Consider the following 16055-nt stretch of genomic DNA (forward strand, 5'->3'; position numbering starts at 1 on the left):
CGGAGTTCCCGAAAATTCTGTCTGGAAAAAGGTGTCCCAAAAACCTTGTTTCCTTTCACAAACAACGCGTAGAAGCGATTACTCTTTCTTGCAATGCCAACAAAATAGGCTTTTTTTGACAAGAACAGGTTCGTTTTTTATGACAGGAACACGCTCGTTTTTTATGGCAGGAACATGGTTTTTTAGTCGTGGAATTACGTTTCTTAACAGGAAGTTGCTTGTTTTGACAGGAAGAACTCATCACTACGCCTCCTTAGCTTAGATAATTACAGTAGATGTAAGCATAAGGATCGTTTCTTAGGCCAAATTGATAAATTATTATGTTCAATAGTGCCTCGATTTCAAAATCAAATTTAATGTACACGTGAATTAATGAAGTAAACTGCCAGTTACTTGAACAAACGAAAAGGAGCTGCCACGAAGGAGCTCCTCTACTATTGTATCCTTAAGGTCGCAGGTCAACCGCACAACTAAGCTGGAACGTAGGTCAGCCTGATCACCTGCTCGCCAATTCGATCGCTTGCCACGAGGCGCAGCGGCGGCCGTGGACCGGCGAAGAATGGTTTGCCGTGACCCAGCACGACTGGATGGAGATAGAGTCGATACTCATCAACGAGACCGAGCTCCGTTAGACTGTGCGCCAACTCCGGCCCGGCAACTTCAATCTCCCCTTCATGCTGAGCCTTCAGCCCACGTATGGCCGCTGCGAGGTCGCCCTCGATCAGAGAAGCGTTCGGACCGACGGACTTTAACGTCCTCGACACCACCCACTTCGGTTTGCTTTGCCACGCCGCTGCGTATTCCCGTTCCGGCGCATCCCATTCAATATAGTCTCCGTCCCAATACCGCATGGTCTCGTACATGCGGCGCCCATACAGGCAGCCCGCCAAGCCGCGCACGTCGTCGATGAAATGACGGAATAGCACGGGATCGGGTTGAAATGCCGGGTGGTCGTGGTCGACGAACCCGTCCAGAGACTGGTTCAATGCGAAAACGATCTTTGCCATTCGACTGACTCTCCTCCCTGGTATTCTCATAAATTCATCATCAGGATTACACGTCCCATATTCAGCCTCCTTAATGTCTACATTTTATCATACAACAGCATGGCCGGTTTCTCATGGATTGCTATTGTGCACAGTCCTGGCCCGACCGAAGGCAGACTGATCATCTCCTATCCTTTCAAACATTCCCTAATAGTTCATCGATGAGATTCAACTATCCTGCTCGTTAGTTCAAAAAACAAGAGGAACAGCTGCCGCGGCATACTGCTCCACTCTCGTTTTTCCCCATACGGGAATCTCGATACCATCAGGATCATACATTTTGAATAATAGTTCACATCCGCCTTGATCAATAATTTCGGTGACCTTGACGCTATTTTCTTGCAATAAGCTATGATGCTTTTCGACATTTTTAACATATAGTTCCAGACTAATAATTAATAATAATTAATAGAAAACGAACAGACGTCACTGCTCGAAATTCTACAAAAACATATCAGCCACCTCTGCCCAATCGTTTACCCTTGGTAAATCAGTAACATTCTTATTATACGGATTGGAAAAAAGTATTCCTTTACCCTTGAAGCTCTTTACATTATGTGCGCTATCATCAATCAAGTAGTCAGCTTGTATAATACTCTTATTTCCACAAAAAACGATATTTTCTCTCGGGATAAAACAAAAATGTTTTGATAGCCATTCTAGTTTATCGAGCATTGTTTTAGGTCTAAGTGTCGCGGCTGATACAATAAAAATTTCAAATTTTTTAGACAATTCTAAAATGACTTTCTGGCTATCTTTTATTACTTCAAGATCACTACAAAAGTTATCGTATTCCATGTAATTATAGAGTATGTTTCCTGCTATAGGGTTGTTGTTCAAGTGCTCTCTTATAGATTCAAAAGTTACATTCTCGCTATATTCTTTATTATAAAATGTTATCGCCTTCGAAAGGAAATCAGCAATTACTTCATCTTGATCGATTGCCAAACGCTGCTTTTCATTACTCATCGCTATCCCCCATTTTGAATAAGACATTCGAGACTCTCATAATTCCACCTTATGCCAACCAGCTTCACCTAAGAAATCTGATCTCGTCAATCCGTTTTCACCAAATAATAGCCGGAAGTTCGTTATCGTTCCGTTATGAGCAATTATATAAACTTTCTTTGTATCCAAAGTTTTTATCCATTTTATTAATTTCCACCCAAGTGCTTCAAAAGCTGATTCGCTGAGGGTATTAATTCCTTTATGCCATAATTCCTCATTATCGTTTTCTAGAACAATAAAGTCACTATGTTCGTTTTTTATTTTCTCAAGCGAATAGTTAGTATCACATTTTGAACATTAGATTCAAGACTTGCAATAAAAACATCATCCTCATTAAATGAGAATACCGATTTTAGATTAGTTACCTGCTCGCGGCCTTTTTCGGTTAAGCGCGGATTCACCACATTAGTCTGTCTGGAATATCTGTGTTATGTCCTCCCTGTCCATGACGAAGAAAAATTATTTCCAATATTTATCACCACCTCTAGTTTTTAAGTGATCTCATCGTAACATAAACTGTAAAATATATCCACACATCATACTGGTGAGCTAGAGAAGAAAAATCACTTAATTATTGGATATTTATTTTACGCCAATCTGCCCGAAAGCTTAACAAAAAGTGGAGTAACTGCCGCGGCATGCTACTCCACTATCGTTCCTCGTTAGTTCGGCCCTCATTTTTTTCTCCAAATATTTTTATATAGATCTGTAATCGTAAGTCTTACTATACCAGTATCTTCAACATTTTCTTTTTTGGGTACGTCACTCAAAAAGAAAGAGAATGAAAAGCAATCTCCGTTCTTATAATTCAAACCACATTGACCTGTAACTTGAGCGTTGTATATTTTTCCATTGTATTCTGCTGTTAATTTTGCGGTTGTTGATGTAGTGAATGAATGATCGTTAATCGACTCATGATGAACACCCGAGATCAGCGTAGCGCCTGATAAAGAATATTGTCCACTGGATCTAAATCCGATATCATATCCTCCATTTTGTGTTCTCTCAAGCCATGAAACGTAAATCCTATGTTCTCCATCGTTATAGATCTCTTTTCCAAAGTTACTCTCTAAGTTTGACAAATCAACTTTAAGCGAATATCGCCCGTCTACCAAATGACTATTTTTATCTGTAAATTCCTCTGTATTATTTGCAAGAAAAGATATTCCATTAGACCATAAGCCGAATAACCCCGATGACCAGAGGAATACAACCATCACTGCCATAAGAAGTACGGTGATGTAGAGTATCTTTTTAACTTTCATGTGTATCAAGCCTCCCTTCGTATGATTGAGACATAATGCCCGCACGGCAGAACCACTCTAATAACCAGTTCGTTTGTAAGACGGTTCACCACGAATTAATGTTCCATTTGTTTTAATTTTTGTGTTAAACTTCCCGTTATTTCAACGAATTGGAGCAGGTCGCCGCGGCGCCTGCTCCAATCATAATTATTACGCTATCGTATCCGTTAGCGCAACGAAGTACGCAGATCTGGATCGCAGCAGCCGCATTTGCTTGGATTGTATCATACAAGTCAATTCTGTCTATGACTCCGTTACGAGTTCTTGTAACTTTAATGCAAAAGTATCCCAGTTTGTATCAAACCCTCTATTAAACGTCCACCCGCTAGAACGCAGCTTCTCGCCTAAATAGATGTAATCGGCACGTTGCTTATCGTTTAGACTAATATCTAAAGCTATAGTTCCGTCACCAACCACGAACTTTTTCATGTAATCATGTAATTTCCAAAGAAGCGTTTCCTTATCGTCATCTCTTTCCATTCCCATGCGCATGATAATTGAATCCATAGCATCATCCAGTTTCTGGACAACAAGAGCTTCATTTTTCCAATTATGATCTTTTTGATCCTGTATCGTTGCTTCAAGCTGAGCCAGATCTCGATAAGTGTATGCATTCAATAACTCATATTTCAATTCTTGATTTCGGTTATCATGTTTATGATCCATAAATAAGTAAACATTCACGAATAACGATAATGCTAGAATTACTTTGATCCAATCAATTTTCCTCATACAATCCTCCAATCACTCAACAAGTTGTTTGGTGGTCAGCTCAATCGGGTATCCGGTTTGTAACCCAATGACCGTCAGAGAACTGGCTCTGCTGAAACACGTTAAACTGTTCATTTTCACACAACATGGCTTTTATGGAGGTTTGATCCCTTTCGGGTTTAGAGGATTTAATTATCAGTGATTCCACTAACATCCCCCCTTTCAATTTGGTGATCTAAAAACATGTAGTCAAAGAGGCCGTACTCATTTACATCGTCTTCGCCGTCATCTTCAAAGTAGCTCATATCGTATTGATATAATTCCATAAGATTTCGTAGTATCATTTTCTTTTCAAATGAAACCCTGATTAATTCCATGTAATCACCTTTTTGTACTGATCATACCACATGTTGGAATTAAACTGCCCGTTAGCTTAATGCCCTTCGTCAGTCTAATACTATATTTTCACGGTCTAACACTTTATTCTCAGTCTAAGACTTTATTTTCTTTGAACATCAGTCCAGTATCCCCATCGTACGCAATCGCCGTACGCCACCCGTCGCTCCAAGTAAGATTTAATGACTTCGACAATTATTCGGTTCATCATCAATGATCAGTACATGCTTTTTCTTTTCCAATTTAGTATGAACTTTTTGCATTTCCCGCAGGCTCATATCCAGGGGAGAGCTTCTATAAGGTCAGCGGAATGTTGCAGGCATTACTGTAAGCAATATAGTTACCCCGAGTATGGAAATTCGTTCGAATCCGTTGATTTTGTCCGTCTCATTGCTTAAACTTCATCATAAGAGCGCTTCCTTGATGTTGTTTTAGGTCGTCTTCAAGGCGGCGGAATACGGGACTATCCCGATTTTAGGACATGGCGCCTTCGGGGTGTACGAGGCGGAAACAGCCGGCATGCTGTGCTTCGATCAAATGAGCGGGGACGAGTTTTTCGTCACGAAAGCAATGCAAGTGGGATTACCGTCACGAATTGAAGCAAGTTGGAGCCTATGGTATTCCTGAAGCATTTCGGACCTAACCACCCGGATATGCCCCGATAAACCATTCAAGAGGAGTTTAACCATGATGACGAAACAAGTATTCGAACAGAAGAACGAGAAGATTAGAACGGCATTCCAAGAACTAAAGAAAAATCATCCGGAAAGATTGAAAAACAGGCTGAATTTGTCATGGAGCAATTGGGGCTTCGGCTTGGAGAAACTTGAGGTGTCGGCGAAAAGATTGCAGGAGTCAGGCATTGGATTTATCGAGTTGCATGGCAATCATTATGGTCCGGACCTGGGCTATCGCGTGAATGAAACGCTTGCGATTCTGGAAGGCCATGGCATCCGGACGGCTGGTGTATGTGGAATCTTCTCGAAGGACAACGACTTGTCGAGCAATCGCGCCGTAGATCGCCAGGCGGCGTTGGATTATCTCAAGCGGGAAATCGAGTTCACCTCTAGGATGGGAGGCTCTTATATTCTTGTCGTACCCGGAGCTGTCGGCCGACCGGGAAAATACGATGACATGGAGCTGGAAAGAAGCGTGGAAACGCTAAGGCTCGTTGCCGACTTATTTGTAGAATACGGCGTCAAGGCGGCGATCGAGCCGATTCGTTCCGCCGAAGTGAGCTTCGTGCACACGATCTCGGACGCGCAGAACTACATTCAAGCCGTCGATCATCCCGGTGTACAGCATATAAATGCGGATGTATACCATATGCAATCGGAGGAATCCCACATTGGGGAAGCGCTGCTGGCGGCCGGAGATCAATTGCTCAATCTTCATATGGCTGATAGTAACCGCTGCGCGCTAGGTGAGGGTTCTCTTGATTTGGACACCATCATTATGTCGCTTTACTTGCTCGGCTTTAATCGGGAAGGCAGATACTTCACTCCCGAGCCGCTTGGTCCCGGCGGAAATCCCTATCCGGCGATGTACGGGAAACCGGACAAGGCGCACTTGGACCACATGGTGATGAAGACCGCGTCCTATTTCCGCGAGCGGGAAGCTAATCTTCTTGGCTGAAGAGGAGATACTCAAGAAAGTTGTGGCGGCCGCTGGGAGTACGACGGTTCAGAGCGAAGTCATTTATACCACGTGATGGGAACAACGAACAAGGATACCGGCAAATACTCGGCTTTTACATCGAAGGCCATGAAAGCACTAACGGCTGGCAAGACGCGTTAAAAGATATGTACCGCCGCGGAGCAAAGTGCTGCTCGGTGTCTTCGATAGTCTGCCAGGGAACAGGCACCGTGGAAGTCTGCTCCCTGGTTATCTTTATTCTCCATTACTTCGCTGTGACGGCCTCGATCTCAACGAGCAAAACTGCCTGCAAACATTAAGCTGCTTTCCGTTTGTACGCGCGCATCGCAAAGATATAAGCTACGAGCATAATTCCGATGCACCAAGCAAGAGCGATCCAGATATCATTGCCTACCGGTTGATTTGATAATAGTGCACGGATGGTTTCTACGATAGAGGTCACCGGTTGATTTTCGGCAAAGGCCCGAACGACTTTCGGCATTGAATCGGTCGGCACGAAGGCAGAACTGATAAACGGCAGGAAGATTAACGGATAGGAAAAGGCGCTTGCACCTTCCACTGTTTTTGCGGACAGTCCGGCAATGGCTGCGACCCAAGTCAAAGCCAGCGTAAACAGCACCAGTATACCGGCTACGGCAAGCCAAGACAGTACCCCGGAGGGTGAGCGAAAGCCCATAATGAGCGCTACGAGAATGATGACGACAATAGAAATGACGTTGGATACCACCGAGGTCAGCACGTGCCCCCATAGGACCGTGGAACGCGCAATCGGCATGGAGTGGAACCGCTCAATGATGCCCCGTTGCTTATCCAAAAACAGGCGGTAAGCCACGTAAGCCACCCCGCTGGCAATAGCCATAAGCAGTATGCCAGGCAACAGGTAGTTCACATAGTTATCCGTACCAGTTTCGATTGCGCCGCCAAACACATAAACGAACAGCAGCATCATGGCAATCGGAGTGATGCAGACCGTGAAGATGGTGTCCATACTGCGAAAAATATGGCGCATGGAACGTCCAAGCATCACGCTCATGTCGCTGAAAAAATGGTTTTTTGCCGTCTCCATTTACATGGCCTCCTTTTTACCGATGATTGTGAGGAATATTTCCTCGAGTGTCGGTTGTTTTTCAACATACTCCACCTTTGCGGATGGAAACAGCTTTTTCAGTTCCGCGAGCGTGCCGCCGGCGATAATCCTGCCCTCGTGCAGAATGGCAATTCGGTCGGCAAGCTGCTCGGCTTCCTCTAAATACTGCGTGGTCAGGAATACCGTCGTGCCGCCGTCGGCAAGCTCCTTTACGATCTTCCAAACCTCGATACGCGCCTCGGGGTCAAGCCCGGTGGTTGGCTCGTCGAGGAAAATGATCTGCGGTTTTCCCACAAGGCTCAAGGCGATGTCGAGCCTGCGGCGCATACCACCCGAATAAGTAGATGGCTTACGGTCGGCCGCGTCAGTTAAGCCGAAACGTTTCAGCAAATCTTCCGCAACTTGACGCGGATGATCCAGATGCCGCAGCTTGGCAATCATGATCAGATTTTCCCGCCCGGTCAATATCTCGTCCACGGCGGCAAATTGCCCGGTCAGACTGATCGCACGCCGCACATTCTCGGGTTTTGACGCGACGTCAAATCCGTTTACGACGGCGGTGCCTCCGTCCTGTTTGAGCAGTGTGGTGAGAATTCTGACAATCGTCGTTTTGCCCGCGCCGTTGGAGCCAAGCAAGGCGTAAATCTCACCTCGCTTCACTTCAAAATCGACACCCTTTAGGACTTCTGTGCCCTTGAAAGACTTCCGCAGACCTTTCACTTCAATTGCTTTTTCCATCCCGACATCTCCCTTTTACTTTGATTTATCCGTAACCTTTTTTATGGCCTTGTAAACTTCTTGGTCAACAGATTCTTGATAGATGTCAGCGTAAGTTTTTGAATCTTTGATTAGATTGTCGCAGAAAGCCGCTACGTCACTACCCGTCACTTCGAGCACGCCTTTCCTCGAGGCCGCTCCCTCTTCAAAAAGATCGACAATCCCCGAGAGCAAACCCGTCCCCTCGGTTAGCTCAACAGGGCCAACCTTAAAGTAATATTTTTGAATCTCTTTATAAACAATCTGATAATCTTGCGGGAGCGCTTTGACACGGGCCATGTGCGCTCGCCACTCTTTTTTGCCTTCGATGATATCCCGAATTTTCATTTTATTTCCCTCCTATTTACCTAATTTTTTAGCGATATTATCGTTGAGTTGCTTGCGCCACTTGTCGCGAACAGACATTGCCCCTTCTTCGCCGGCCAGTGCTGAAACGAAGCCTTGGATATCGTCACCCAAAACCTCTTGGACACTCTGACCGTCCGCCGCCGATTCTTCCAGCAAGCCAAGCACACCGTCAAGAATGGGCATGAGGTTGCGACCGGTGAAATTAGAATGCCGCCAAAGATTGGCATTAATTTTTTCCCATGCCGCTTGATAATCAGCCGGCAGCTTTTTGGCTCGTGATTCAAAAGCTTTCAATTCCTTAGTCATGTCGCTGCCGGTGATTTTTTCCCAAAAGTTCATTGTTTTTTCTCCTTTAACTCGTTCATTTTTGATGATACAAATCCCCACTTTTCCCAGAACCTCCGAAGCTCCTCGCGCCCCGCGTCGTTGATCGCGAAAAACTTTCGCGGCGGTCCCATGTCGGATGGCTTCTTGGTGATCTCCACCAATTTGTTTTTTTCAAGCCGGATCAGGATGGTGTACACCGTTCCCTCCACAACATCTGTGAAGCCGAGGGCGTTCAGCCGCCGCGTGATTTCGTAGCCGTAGGTTTCTTGGCGGCTTATAATTTCAAGGACACAGCCCTCAAGCACGCCTTTGAGCATTTCCGTTAGGTTTTCCAGCACAATCACTCCTTGCTATTCTGTACGACTGGTATGCAGTGTTACTTACTACAGCTATAAAGTATCACGTAGTAGTCGGTTTGTCAATAGTGTTTTGCCCTGACACGGATTTTACATTTTCAACTATCCTTCGGGACGGGATCCTTTTTGGGCTTAGACTCTAGGTATTTTGCATTCCAGTTAAGTCGTAGTAACGATTTATTTTTTAGTCCGCAAAAAAAGTGAAGCAGCTGCCGCGGCATGTTGCTCCACTATCTTTTCCGTTATTAAAAGGGTGCGGACTCCTAATTGTTTTGTCGCGATAAAAATGAAACAAGAGCATTGTCGTATTCGGAAGAGTGCTTTCCAATCCATATGAGGTGGCCCCAAGAATCAAGCATACATACTTCCGAATGGGGAATCAGCGCTATCGCTTGTTCCGGATGACTTATGGGAACCGAGCTATCGTTTTGGCTGTGCATGATCAACGTTGGCGCTTGAATAGCCGCCAACTCCTTGGAATAATCACGTTGAGTTTGTTCCAAATCAATAAAGAAACCCGAATATGAACGCTGCCGTTTATTCATTTTACGAAACACTTCAGTGGAATGGTCGTCAAGCCGTTTCCGAATTTCTGAATAAGGGAGTTTAGAGAAGGAAGATGCCATCATTCTGAATGTTAGTTTCGGAAATAGGTTATTCATCACCGCAAGTATTTTCCATGTTCTTTTTTCGGTTTCTGGTTTGAAAATACGACTCGCCATTTTGTATTCTTTATCCTCCGGTGCAAGCCATGGTTTCGTAACCGCACATTGAAGTGTGAAACTGGCAACCCGATCGGGAAACATTGAGCAAAACACGATTCCGGTAGGCCCCCCTGCAGAAACCGCAATAACATGAACTTTGTCGATGGTCAGATGATCTAATAATAATTTATAAAAGTGGCAGGCTTGTCCTAAATCCGTAATCAGGGAAGTATGGCCATATCCTGCGCGGGAAGGAGTGATGATGGAATAGCCTGAAGTTAGCAATCTCTGATAACCGAATTCCTCATGACAGCTCGAATGACCGCCATGAAATACCAATATAGGGGTTCCCTTTCCGATAACCGAATATTCTAATGTAGTATCTCCGGAATTGATTATGCAAATTTCCCGGTGCATGGGGTCACCCTCCTGAATGGTAATCTTCTTGAAATGAAATTACGTTATTTTTGACCGGAAATCAATAACGAAACAGCTGTTTCAAACGTTTCGTTTATCTTACTTAAAGGTCCTCTATGAGTTGCTCCTACGTATTGGCCAGGAGGAATAGTGGCAGCCTGTTGTCGTTGTTCTATTGTTCCCGTTGGTTTAACAAAGCAACCAATCTAGCGGAATCTCTTTTACTATGCTACAATCTCCGCGCTATTTGAATCAACAAGTTTAGGACCATCCCGCAATGGATGGCCCTTTATCAATATCAAACTTTATCAACATAAAAGAAAATGGTTCCGTAGTATTTCATAAACCTTTTATAATCGTCATTTCCTTTCATAACGATTATGGTCGGAAAAGCATTTACTTTACGTCGTTTTAATACGGTCAGTAACTCCTTCTGTACGATGCAACGAAATTTGCCTTCTTCATACTGCACGACAAGCGGTGGCGGGGCCACTGCATGGTCATCATCTTCATCTGCAAGGTTTTCCCCGATCTCTATTCCATCACGCTGAATGAGACGAAGTGGAAACTTTACGACTCCGAAATAGAGATGATCTTCCTTTATGAAATCATCTAGAATGGGAATGACTTTTTGGGTAAGAAGCAGATAGCATTGAATCCATTCTTCGCACATCCCGACATTCGCATACTGTACAGCTGACTCCAAAGTCGGAGCATATGTTAAATGTCTATCGTTTTTCTTCGAATAGATGATTTTTTTAACGGAATCCAAGGATAAAAAGTATTCGTCCGCAAGTTCCGAAACCGTAACTCCATGCGCATACTTATTGCGAATCATGAGGTTGCGCCTCTGCAGCTCATCTCGGTAACCGGATGCCTCGCCCCAGGACTTTTTTTCCTCACCAGTAGGAATATAAAGAAGTTTTCCTGCCGCGTATTTCTGGATTTCTTTCAATAGCTCCTCCGGCAACACATCGCCGGCATTTTCATATTTCATACCATCACCATCTATAGGGCGTATAGTCGATCCTTCAATTCACTAATGGATTTCATGATGGACATGCACGATTCCGTGTCATCAATCGATGCATGCCAACGCAAGACATCGATCCCCTTATAGTAAGCCATACATAAGAATCTTTCTTTAAAATCCGGTATGACGATATCCCTTTTCTTGCAATACTCAGCTAACAATTCAGGTATCTTCAAGTAAGGCTTATTTAAATCCATAATGGCAAAATCCAATAGGAAATCGCAAATACCGGATCTGCTCCAATCAGGGAAACCGACCATCGTCTTGCCATCTGTGATCATATTGACGAAGAAGGTATTATTATTAACTAAATACCGTTTTCCTTCACAATAACGAATTCTGCCCTCCATTTCCTTAAAGTATTTCTCGAAAAATTCACGTTCTAAAATCGTTGTTTCGAACATTTCCCTCCAATTAAACCAATAGCCCTCTTTGTCTTCTGCAAATGTATCGATCAAAAATTCCCTGCAGGTCCCGTATTCTGTTGTACAATCATCATTAAACCCACCATAGCCTTGTACTCCCGCTATATCTGATGAACTGATCTCAAAAATCTTGTCAAAAAACAATTCGTAGCTTTCTGCAAACTGTGCAGGACTTAATTGATCTGCAACAAATCCATTAGGTGTCATACTTACCTTTTCAGAGAGCATCGCTTTTATGATATTATCCTTACCCACCCATTGATCGTCCCTTCCATTTTCAAATTGTAATCAAATCAGCTGCGCATCTGATATGAAAATCATAACATTGGAATTCGCTGTGTTATAGGCAACGAATATCTTTACTTAACTTTGCATAGGCAAAGGGGCTTGAAGCGTTACTGCATTTTTTAATCAGGCAAGTTTCCGGACCTCGTCCCTACTTCGTAGGAAGGACGCACATGATCGTAGTGTCATAAATCATTGAATTTACCGCCAGTAAATATCCTTCCAGATTTCAGGTGCAGCTGCGCGAAGCACATCGCCAGCGCCGTCCATTCCATGCTGTTCTATATACTTTTCCATCGCATCCAACGCCTTTTTAGCACGGGTCCAATCCTTATATTTCCTTTTTAGCAATTCAAGCGTTACACTGGAATTAAGTGTGTTTATCAGCTTCTTGACGAAAGGCTGGAATGGTGTTGTATCTTCCGGATCGTCACTTTTCCTCCCCCCGAGAACCAAGATTTCGGTCTCAATATTTTCTTTGTTCATCTCATAAATTGATTCTCTGAAATTCATAGGGCTGAGATCAATATCCCCGTCCTTCCACATTGTGACCATTTTCAGGATCCTTGTTTCGCCCTTGGTTTTCAGCATAGCGAGCATGTTATCGTAACCGCAGTCGGAACAGAAAAAGTCACGACAGACAGCTACGTATACGTTGTCGTGATTGGTAAGCAGCGCCGTCGCCTGTAAGTACGGTGCTGGTGTTTCTTCGGCAAGATTAGATTTCAATAATTCGAGCATAGTTTCAAACGTCGGCATAGCTTGACCATTCCTTTCGTTTGGGCTGCTTTTTTACAATATACAATATGTATTTGGCTTAACCTAATAATTTCCTTTTTTTGAACACCGCTTTATTTTTGATAAGTGCCTCTCGACAATGAAGCTGCCGAACATTTTCGTACGGCAGCTTCATGATGTGGTTTGCTTATTGTATCCGTTAGTTCAGTCTTCCGACCTCAACTCTGACAATCGTTTTCCATGTTTTCCGGTGGATAACAATCCGCCATTGCAGGAGTAAGATATATTTCTCTGCGGTCCCCCATTACTTTGTAGCCTTGCCCCACAACGAAATCATGAACTTCCTTCAGGGTTACCAGACTATCGCTATAACGGTGATCGTGAGTGATGTGTTTAACTTCGATGATGGACAAAGTCATGATCGAAGGCAACCACCAAAAAATAACTTTAATAAAAGTTCTTATCTGTGAGAACCTATTGGGTGGAACAAACCAAAGTTACCTGAGAAAAGGAGTTAGACCGATGGGAATATTAAGCGGTAATCCAAAAGATGAACCACTTCATTATGGAGAAGCGTTCGATCTGTGGTCATCATCAACGAAAGCGAAGGGCTGCGTTTCCGTTTATCGCGCATACCTATACCATGCCGGCGATAAAGATCTTAAACAAATATTGTCAGACTTGATCAACCAGTCGGAATTAGAAGCGAAGGAATGCGACCATATCTTACTTGGCAATGGAATCGTCCCTCCTCCCGATTTACCGGCAAGGCCCGAAGCTAAGCTAGAGGAAATTCCGGTTGGAGCAAGGCTTACGGATCAGGAAATATCCACGCTGACCGCCGCCGAAAACGCGGCGAGCATGACTGCTTGCAGCATGATGATGGGTAAATCAATCCGAGAGGACATCGCTGCCTTGTATGCCAAATATCACGCCACAAGAATGGCGATAGGCTTGAAGATTCTAGAAATGAACAAAAATAAAGGCTGGTTGGTTCCTCCTCCGCTTCATGTCAATAGACCTGAGCTTGTCGAAGCGTAAGAAACGAGTGTTCTATGAAATATAAACATGAAAAAAAGCCGCTTTATTCGGAGCTGGGAACCGTTGAATCGCAGCGAAATGAGATAACCGCCGAAGAATTCCCCGAAGGTCCATACGGCTCAATCATCGAGGCGAGTACGATCGGCAAAAGTAAGTCATGGCGGGACGATCAACGTGCTATAAACCCATATGGGTATGAAAATCGAGAATTACATGAAGGGATGCCCCGCGAGTACCCGCCGGATTATGAACCCTGATTGTTCAGTAGAAGCCGAACCGTAAGGTAAATCGGCTTCGTTTTTTTTCGCATTCTGGTCTGTAAGAGCACCTCCGTTGCCAAAGAATAGTATTAGGACAAAAAGAAATAATATTCATTCTTGCCTGCGTATTCATGAGTCTGAATGAAAAAACTAAATCATATTGGGGAGCGTAATGATTATAGTCGAAATTCTACACAAAATGGATGAAATTCTTCATTTAAACAAAACTCTATTCTCTGTCTGAAGTTTCCCCATGTTACCATCTCTAAGGCTTCTTCGATTGGGAAAAAGCCTACTTCCAAAGACTCAGGGGTCGTTGTTAAAATTTTGTTACCTCAATATCTATACCGCTCTCTTCTTTTGTTTCCCTGATCGCTGCATTTTTCAAAGATTGCAGCAGAAATAAAATGCTTTGCAGCCACTTCAACGTCCTCCTATTCTGCGGTTCAATTTTAGTTCAAAGGCTGGACTGGTGACATATTCCATATAATGTACTTTTCCGTTGAAATCTAAATAAGCTTGATAGCGAGTGCGAATAGCTGGAGCCGTAATCATATCCAGCACCTTATCTTTTTCAACCCAACGACATTCCGATGTTTCCTCAGATGTACACAATTCTCCTCCTACGGGTTTACATACAAAGTCTAGCATCACTTTAGTTGGAACATCAGTTACACCATCATGCCACTTATAAATTCCAGTATTAGAAAATACACCGAACAAATAAGAAACAGTTACATCTATTCCACTTTCCTCTTTTGTTTCTCTAATTAAAGCATCGATCAGGTTTTCTCCCACTTCTACTTGACCACCTGGCCATACCCATCCGCCATGTTGAGTTTTAACCAAAAGGACTTGCCCTTTTTCGTTTTCTACGATACCACTTACTGCTACAATATGAGTTGGCATTGCCATATGCATTCACCTCTTTATAATAAGACAATGTAGACCTTACTCTACATGAATTACTTCTTTGCCATCTTTATTGTAACCGCTCAAAATAAAACCAGGATGGAATTCACTGTATTTATCTTGCAATGCAAACCATAATTTATATTCATCACTTAGTTCCACTAATTCCGCGTCCTTATCAATATCCCCGCTTGACCCCTTCTGTTTAATATGAAGTCTAACAATCGACATTCCTTTGACTACGCCATAATAAAGCTGATATTTTTTATCATTATCTTTTGCATTGGAATCGAGATTAACCCAACCCCAAGTAACATCCATTTCAGCACTTGGGAACGACGTTGTTCCACCTCCGAAACCCCATTGATATCTATTGTTAATCTTATAAACTATTCCAACATCTATTCCTCCATTTGGATTTTCATAGAATAAGATGATACCGTTGTTTACTTCATGTTGATGATAGATTTGTTTGTATTTTATTCCTCCGTTTCGCATGGCCGCTTCAATCGATGTATATCCGTTATGAGTACAACCATTTTGTAGTAGGAGCAAGCATGTCGCCAATAGTAAAATCATCATTTTACGCATAAAGAAGCCCACCTTAAAGCAGAATGGTAAATGCCAAATATTTGTACGTTGGAAACAGAACAAAAGTTACATATTCTCCGGTCATGCTCATGTAAATCAAATTATATTGAATCATTTACAATAGTGTGTGAAGAACAACCGCGACGGCGCGCTCAAGAGCGTTCCGTTTCTGGACAACGATGTATTCCGACACTATTGGCCGCTTCTGTGGATCGTTGCCGCATTTTCCATTACGAAGCAAATTATCCGAATAGTTGTGCGTTATAAATCAAGCAAGCTGCTGGCTTTCTATATCGGAATGACGGTTATTACAACGATGCTTGTGTGCATCATGCTTACGGATAAAACTCTATGGAATCCCCATTTCATTCAAGATTTGACCGACTCGAGCCTTATGTCCACCGAAGGGTAACTTCAAAACCTTAGTGTCGACTTGGCCAAGGGTGAAAGAATGGCTCGTAAACGCCATCGTGTTGTTTGCATTGCTCAATATCATCAGAGAGTCCCTTGCCTGGTACCGAGCAAAATCATCGCCCTCTCCAATCCCAAAACAAAAGCCGCTTGTGTAGCGGCTCAGGATGTTAGAACTCCCCATTTCCCGATTATGGCCGGGTAAGAAGGGGTGTCGGCAAA

The 16055-nt window shown here is 43.5% G+C and carries 19 protein-coding genes and 2 pseudogenes; 5 read left to right on the plus strand and 16 right to left on the minus strand.

Going from position 1 to position 16055, the window contains the following annotated elements; translation table 11 throughout:
* Positions 1–470 precede the first annotated feature (470 nt).
* From AC0LWM_RS19970 to AC0LWM_RS19985, 4 genes are all read right to left on the minus strand, one after another.
* Entirely contained in the window at positions 471–1007 is a 537-nt protein-coding gene (locus tag AC0LWM_RS19970) for a dihydrofolate reductase family protein (protein WP_474676753.1), read from the minus strand.
* A gap of 480 nt (positions 1008–1487) precedes the next feature.
* A complete protein-coding gene (locus tag AC0LWM_RS19975; RefSeq protein WP_474676754.1) occupies positions 1488–2015 on the minus strand; it encodes a 5' nucleotidase, NT5C type in 528 nt (175 codons plus the stop codon).
* Between the two features lie 713 nt (positions 2016–2728).
* Entirely contained in the window at positions 2729–3319 is a 591-nt protein-coding gene (locus AC0LWM_RS19980; protein WP_474676755.1) for a hypothetical protein, read from the minus strand.
* 282 nt (positions 3320–3601) lie between these two features.
* A complete protein-coding gene (locus AC0LWM_RS19985) occupies positions 3602–4090 on the minus strand; it encodes a hypothetical protein (RefSeq protein ID WP_474676756.1) in 489 nt (162 codons plus the stop codon).
* A gap of 1062 nt (positions 4091–5152) precedes the next feature.
* On the opposite strand from AC0LWM_RS19985, the gene AC0LWM_RS19990 reads away from it, so the two are divergent.
* Both AC0LWM_RS19990 and AC0LWM_RS19995 read left to right on the plus strand, forming a co-directional pair.
* A complete protein-coding gene (locus AC0LWM_RS19990; protein WP_474676757.1) occupies positions 5153–6100 on the plus strand; it encodes a sugar phosphate isomerase/epimerase family protein in 948 nt (315 codons plus the stop codon).
* A gap of 43 nt (positions 6101–6143) precedes the next feature.
* A pseudogene (locus tag AC0LWM_RS19995) lies at positions 6144–6320 on the plus strand (transposase); the annotation flags it as partial.
* Between the two features lie 96 nt (positions 6321–6416).
* Here the strand turns inward: AC0LWM_RS19995 and AC0LWM_RS20000 are convergent.
* From AC0LWM_RS20000 to AC0LWM_RS20040, 9 genes are all read right to left on the minus strand, one after another.
* Positions 6417–7187: an ABC transporter permease gene (locus tag AC0LWM_RS20000; RefSeq protein ID WP_474676758.1), complete on the minus strand. Its 771-nt coding sequence runs from the start codon at positions 7185–7187 to the stop codon at positions 6417–6419.
* Positions 7188–7946: an ABC transporter ATP-binding protein gene (locus tag AC0LWM_RS20005; RefSeq protein WP_474676759.1), complete on the minus strand. Its 759-nt coding sequence runs from the start codon at positions 7944–7946 to the stop codon at positions 7188–7190. It lies immediately after the preceding gene.
* 15 nt (positions 7947–7961) lie between these two features.
* Positions 7962–8312, minus strand: coding sequence for a DUF1048 domain-containing protein (locus AC0LWM_RS20010; RefSeq protein ID WP_474676760.1), 351 nt, complete (start codon positions 8310–8312; stop codon positions 7962–7964).
* Positions 8313–8324: 12 nt separating this feature from the next.
* Positions 8325–8672: a DUF1048 domain-containing protein gene (locus tag AC0LWM_RS20015; protein WP_474676761.1), complete on the minus strand. Its 348-nt coding sequence runs from the start codon at positions 8670–8672 to the stop codon at positions 8325–8327.
* The gene (locus tag AC0LWM_RS20020) at positions 8669–8977 is read right to left on the minus strand and encodes a PadR family transcriptional regulator (RefSeq protein WP_474676831.1); all 309 of its coding nucleotides are present in this window, start codon (positions 8975–8977) and stop codon (positions 8669–8671) included. The genes AC0LWM_RS20015 and AC0LWM_RS20020 overlap by 4 nt, the downstream gene beginning before the upstream one ends.
* 302 nt (positions 8978–9279) lie before the next feature.
* The gene (locus tag AC0LWM_RS20025) at positions 9280–10137 is read right to left on the minus strand and encodes an alpha/beta hydrolase (RefSeq protein WP_474676762.1); all 858 of its coding nucleotides are present in this window, start codon (positions 10135–10137) and stop codon (positions 9280–9282) included.
* A gap of 298 nt (positions 10138–10435) precedes the next feature.
* Entirely contained in the window at positions 10436–11134 is a 699-nt protein-coding gene (locus tag AC0LWM_RS20030) for a CD3324 family protein (RefSeq protein ID WP_474676763.1), read from the minus strand.
* A gap of 11 nt (positions 11135–11145) precedes the next feature.
* Positions 11146–11850, minus strand: coding sequence for a hypothetical protein (locus AC0LWM_RS20035; RefSeq protein ID WP_474676764.1), 705 nt, complete (start codon positions 11848–11850; stop codon positions 11146–11148).
* Between the two features lie 231 nt (positions 11851–12081).
* Entirely contained in the window at positions 12082–12639 is a 558-nt protein-coding gene (locus AC0LWM_RS20040; protein ID WP_474676765.1) for a hypothetical protein, read from the minus strand.
* Positions 12640–13140: 501 nt separating this feature from the next.
* Between AC0LWM_RS20040 and AC0LWM_RS20045 the strand changes: the two genes are divergently transcribed.
* On the plus strand, positions 13141–13659 hold the full coding sequence (locus tag AC0LWM_RS20045; RefSeq protein ID WP_474676766.1) for a DUF3231 family protein: 519 nt from the start codon (positions 13141–13143) through the stop codon (positions 13657–13659).
* A 14-nt stretch (positions 13660–13673) separates the two neighbouring features.
* A complete protein-coding gene (locus AC0LWM_RS20050; RefSeq protein ID WP_474676767.1) occupies positions 13674–13916 on the plus strand; it encodes a hypothetical protein in 243 nt (80 codons plus the stop codon).
* Positions 13917–14095: 179 nt separating this feature from the next.
* Here AC0LWM_RS20050 and AC0LWM_RS20055 read toward each other — a convergent pair.
* The 3 genes and pseudogenes from AC0LWM_RS20055 to AC0LWM_RS20065 form a co-directional block, all read right to left on the minus strand.
* Positions 14096–14313 (minus strand): annotated as a pseudogene (locus AC0LWM_RS20055) (NUDIX hydrolase); the annotation flags it as partial.
* Between the two features lie 29 nt (positions 14314–14342).
* On the minus strand, positions 14343–14834 hold the full coding sequence (locus tag AC0LWM_RS20060) for an NUDIX hydrolase (RefSeq protein WP_474676768.1): 492 nt from the start codon (positions 14832–14834) through the stop codon (positions 14343–14345).
* A gap of 36 nt (positions 14835–14870) precedes the next feature.
* Entirely contained in the window at positions 14871–15422 is a 552-nt protein-coding gene (locus AC0LWM_RS20065) for a hypothetical protein (protein ID WP_474676769.1), read from the minus strand.
* A 127-nt stretch (positions 15423–15549) separates the two neighbouring features.
* On the opposite strand from AC0LWM_RS20065, the gene AC0LWM_RS20070 reads away from it, so the two are divergent.
* A complete protein-coding gene (locus tag AC0LWM_RS20070) occupies positions 15550–15834 on the plus strand; it encodes a hypothetical protein (RefSeq protein ID WP_474676770.1) in 285 nt (94 codons plus the stop codon).
* Positions 15835–16055: the final 221 nt, after the last annotated feature.

This window comes from Paenibacillus sp. sgz302148 (genome assembly GCF_056120465.1).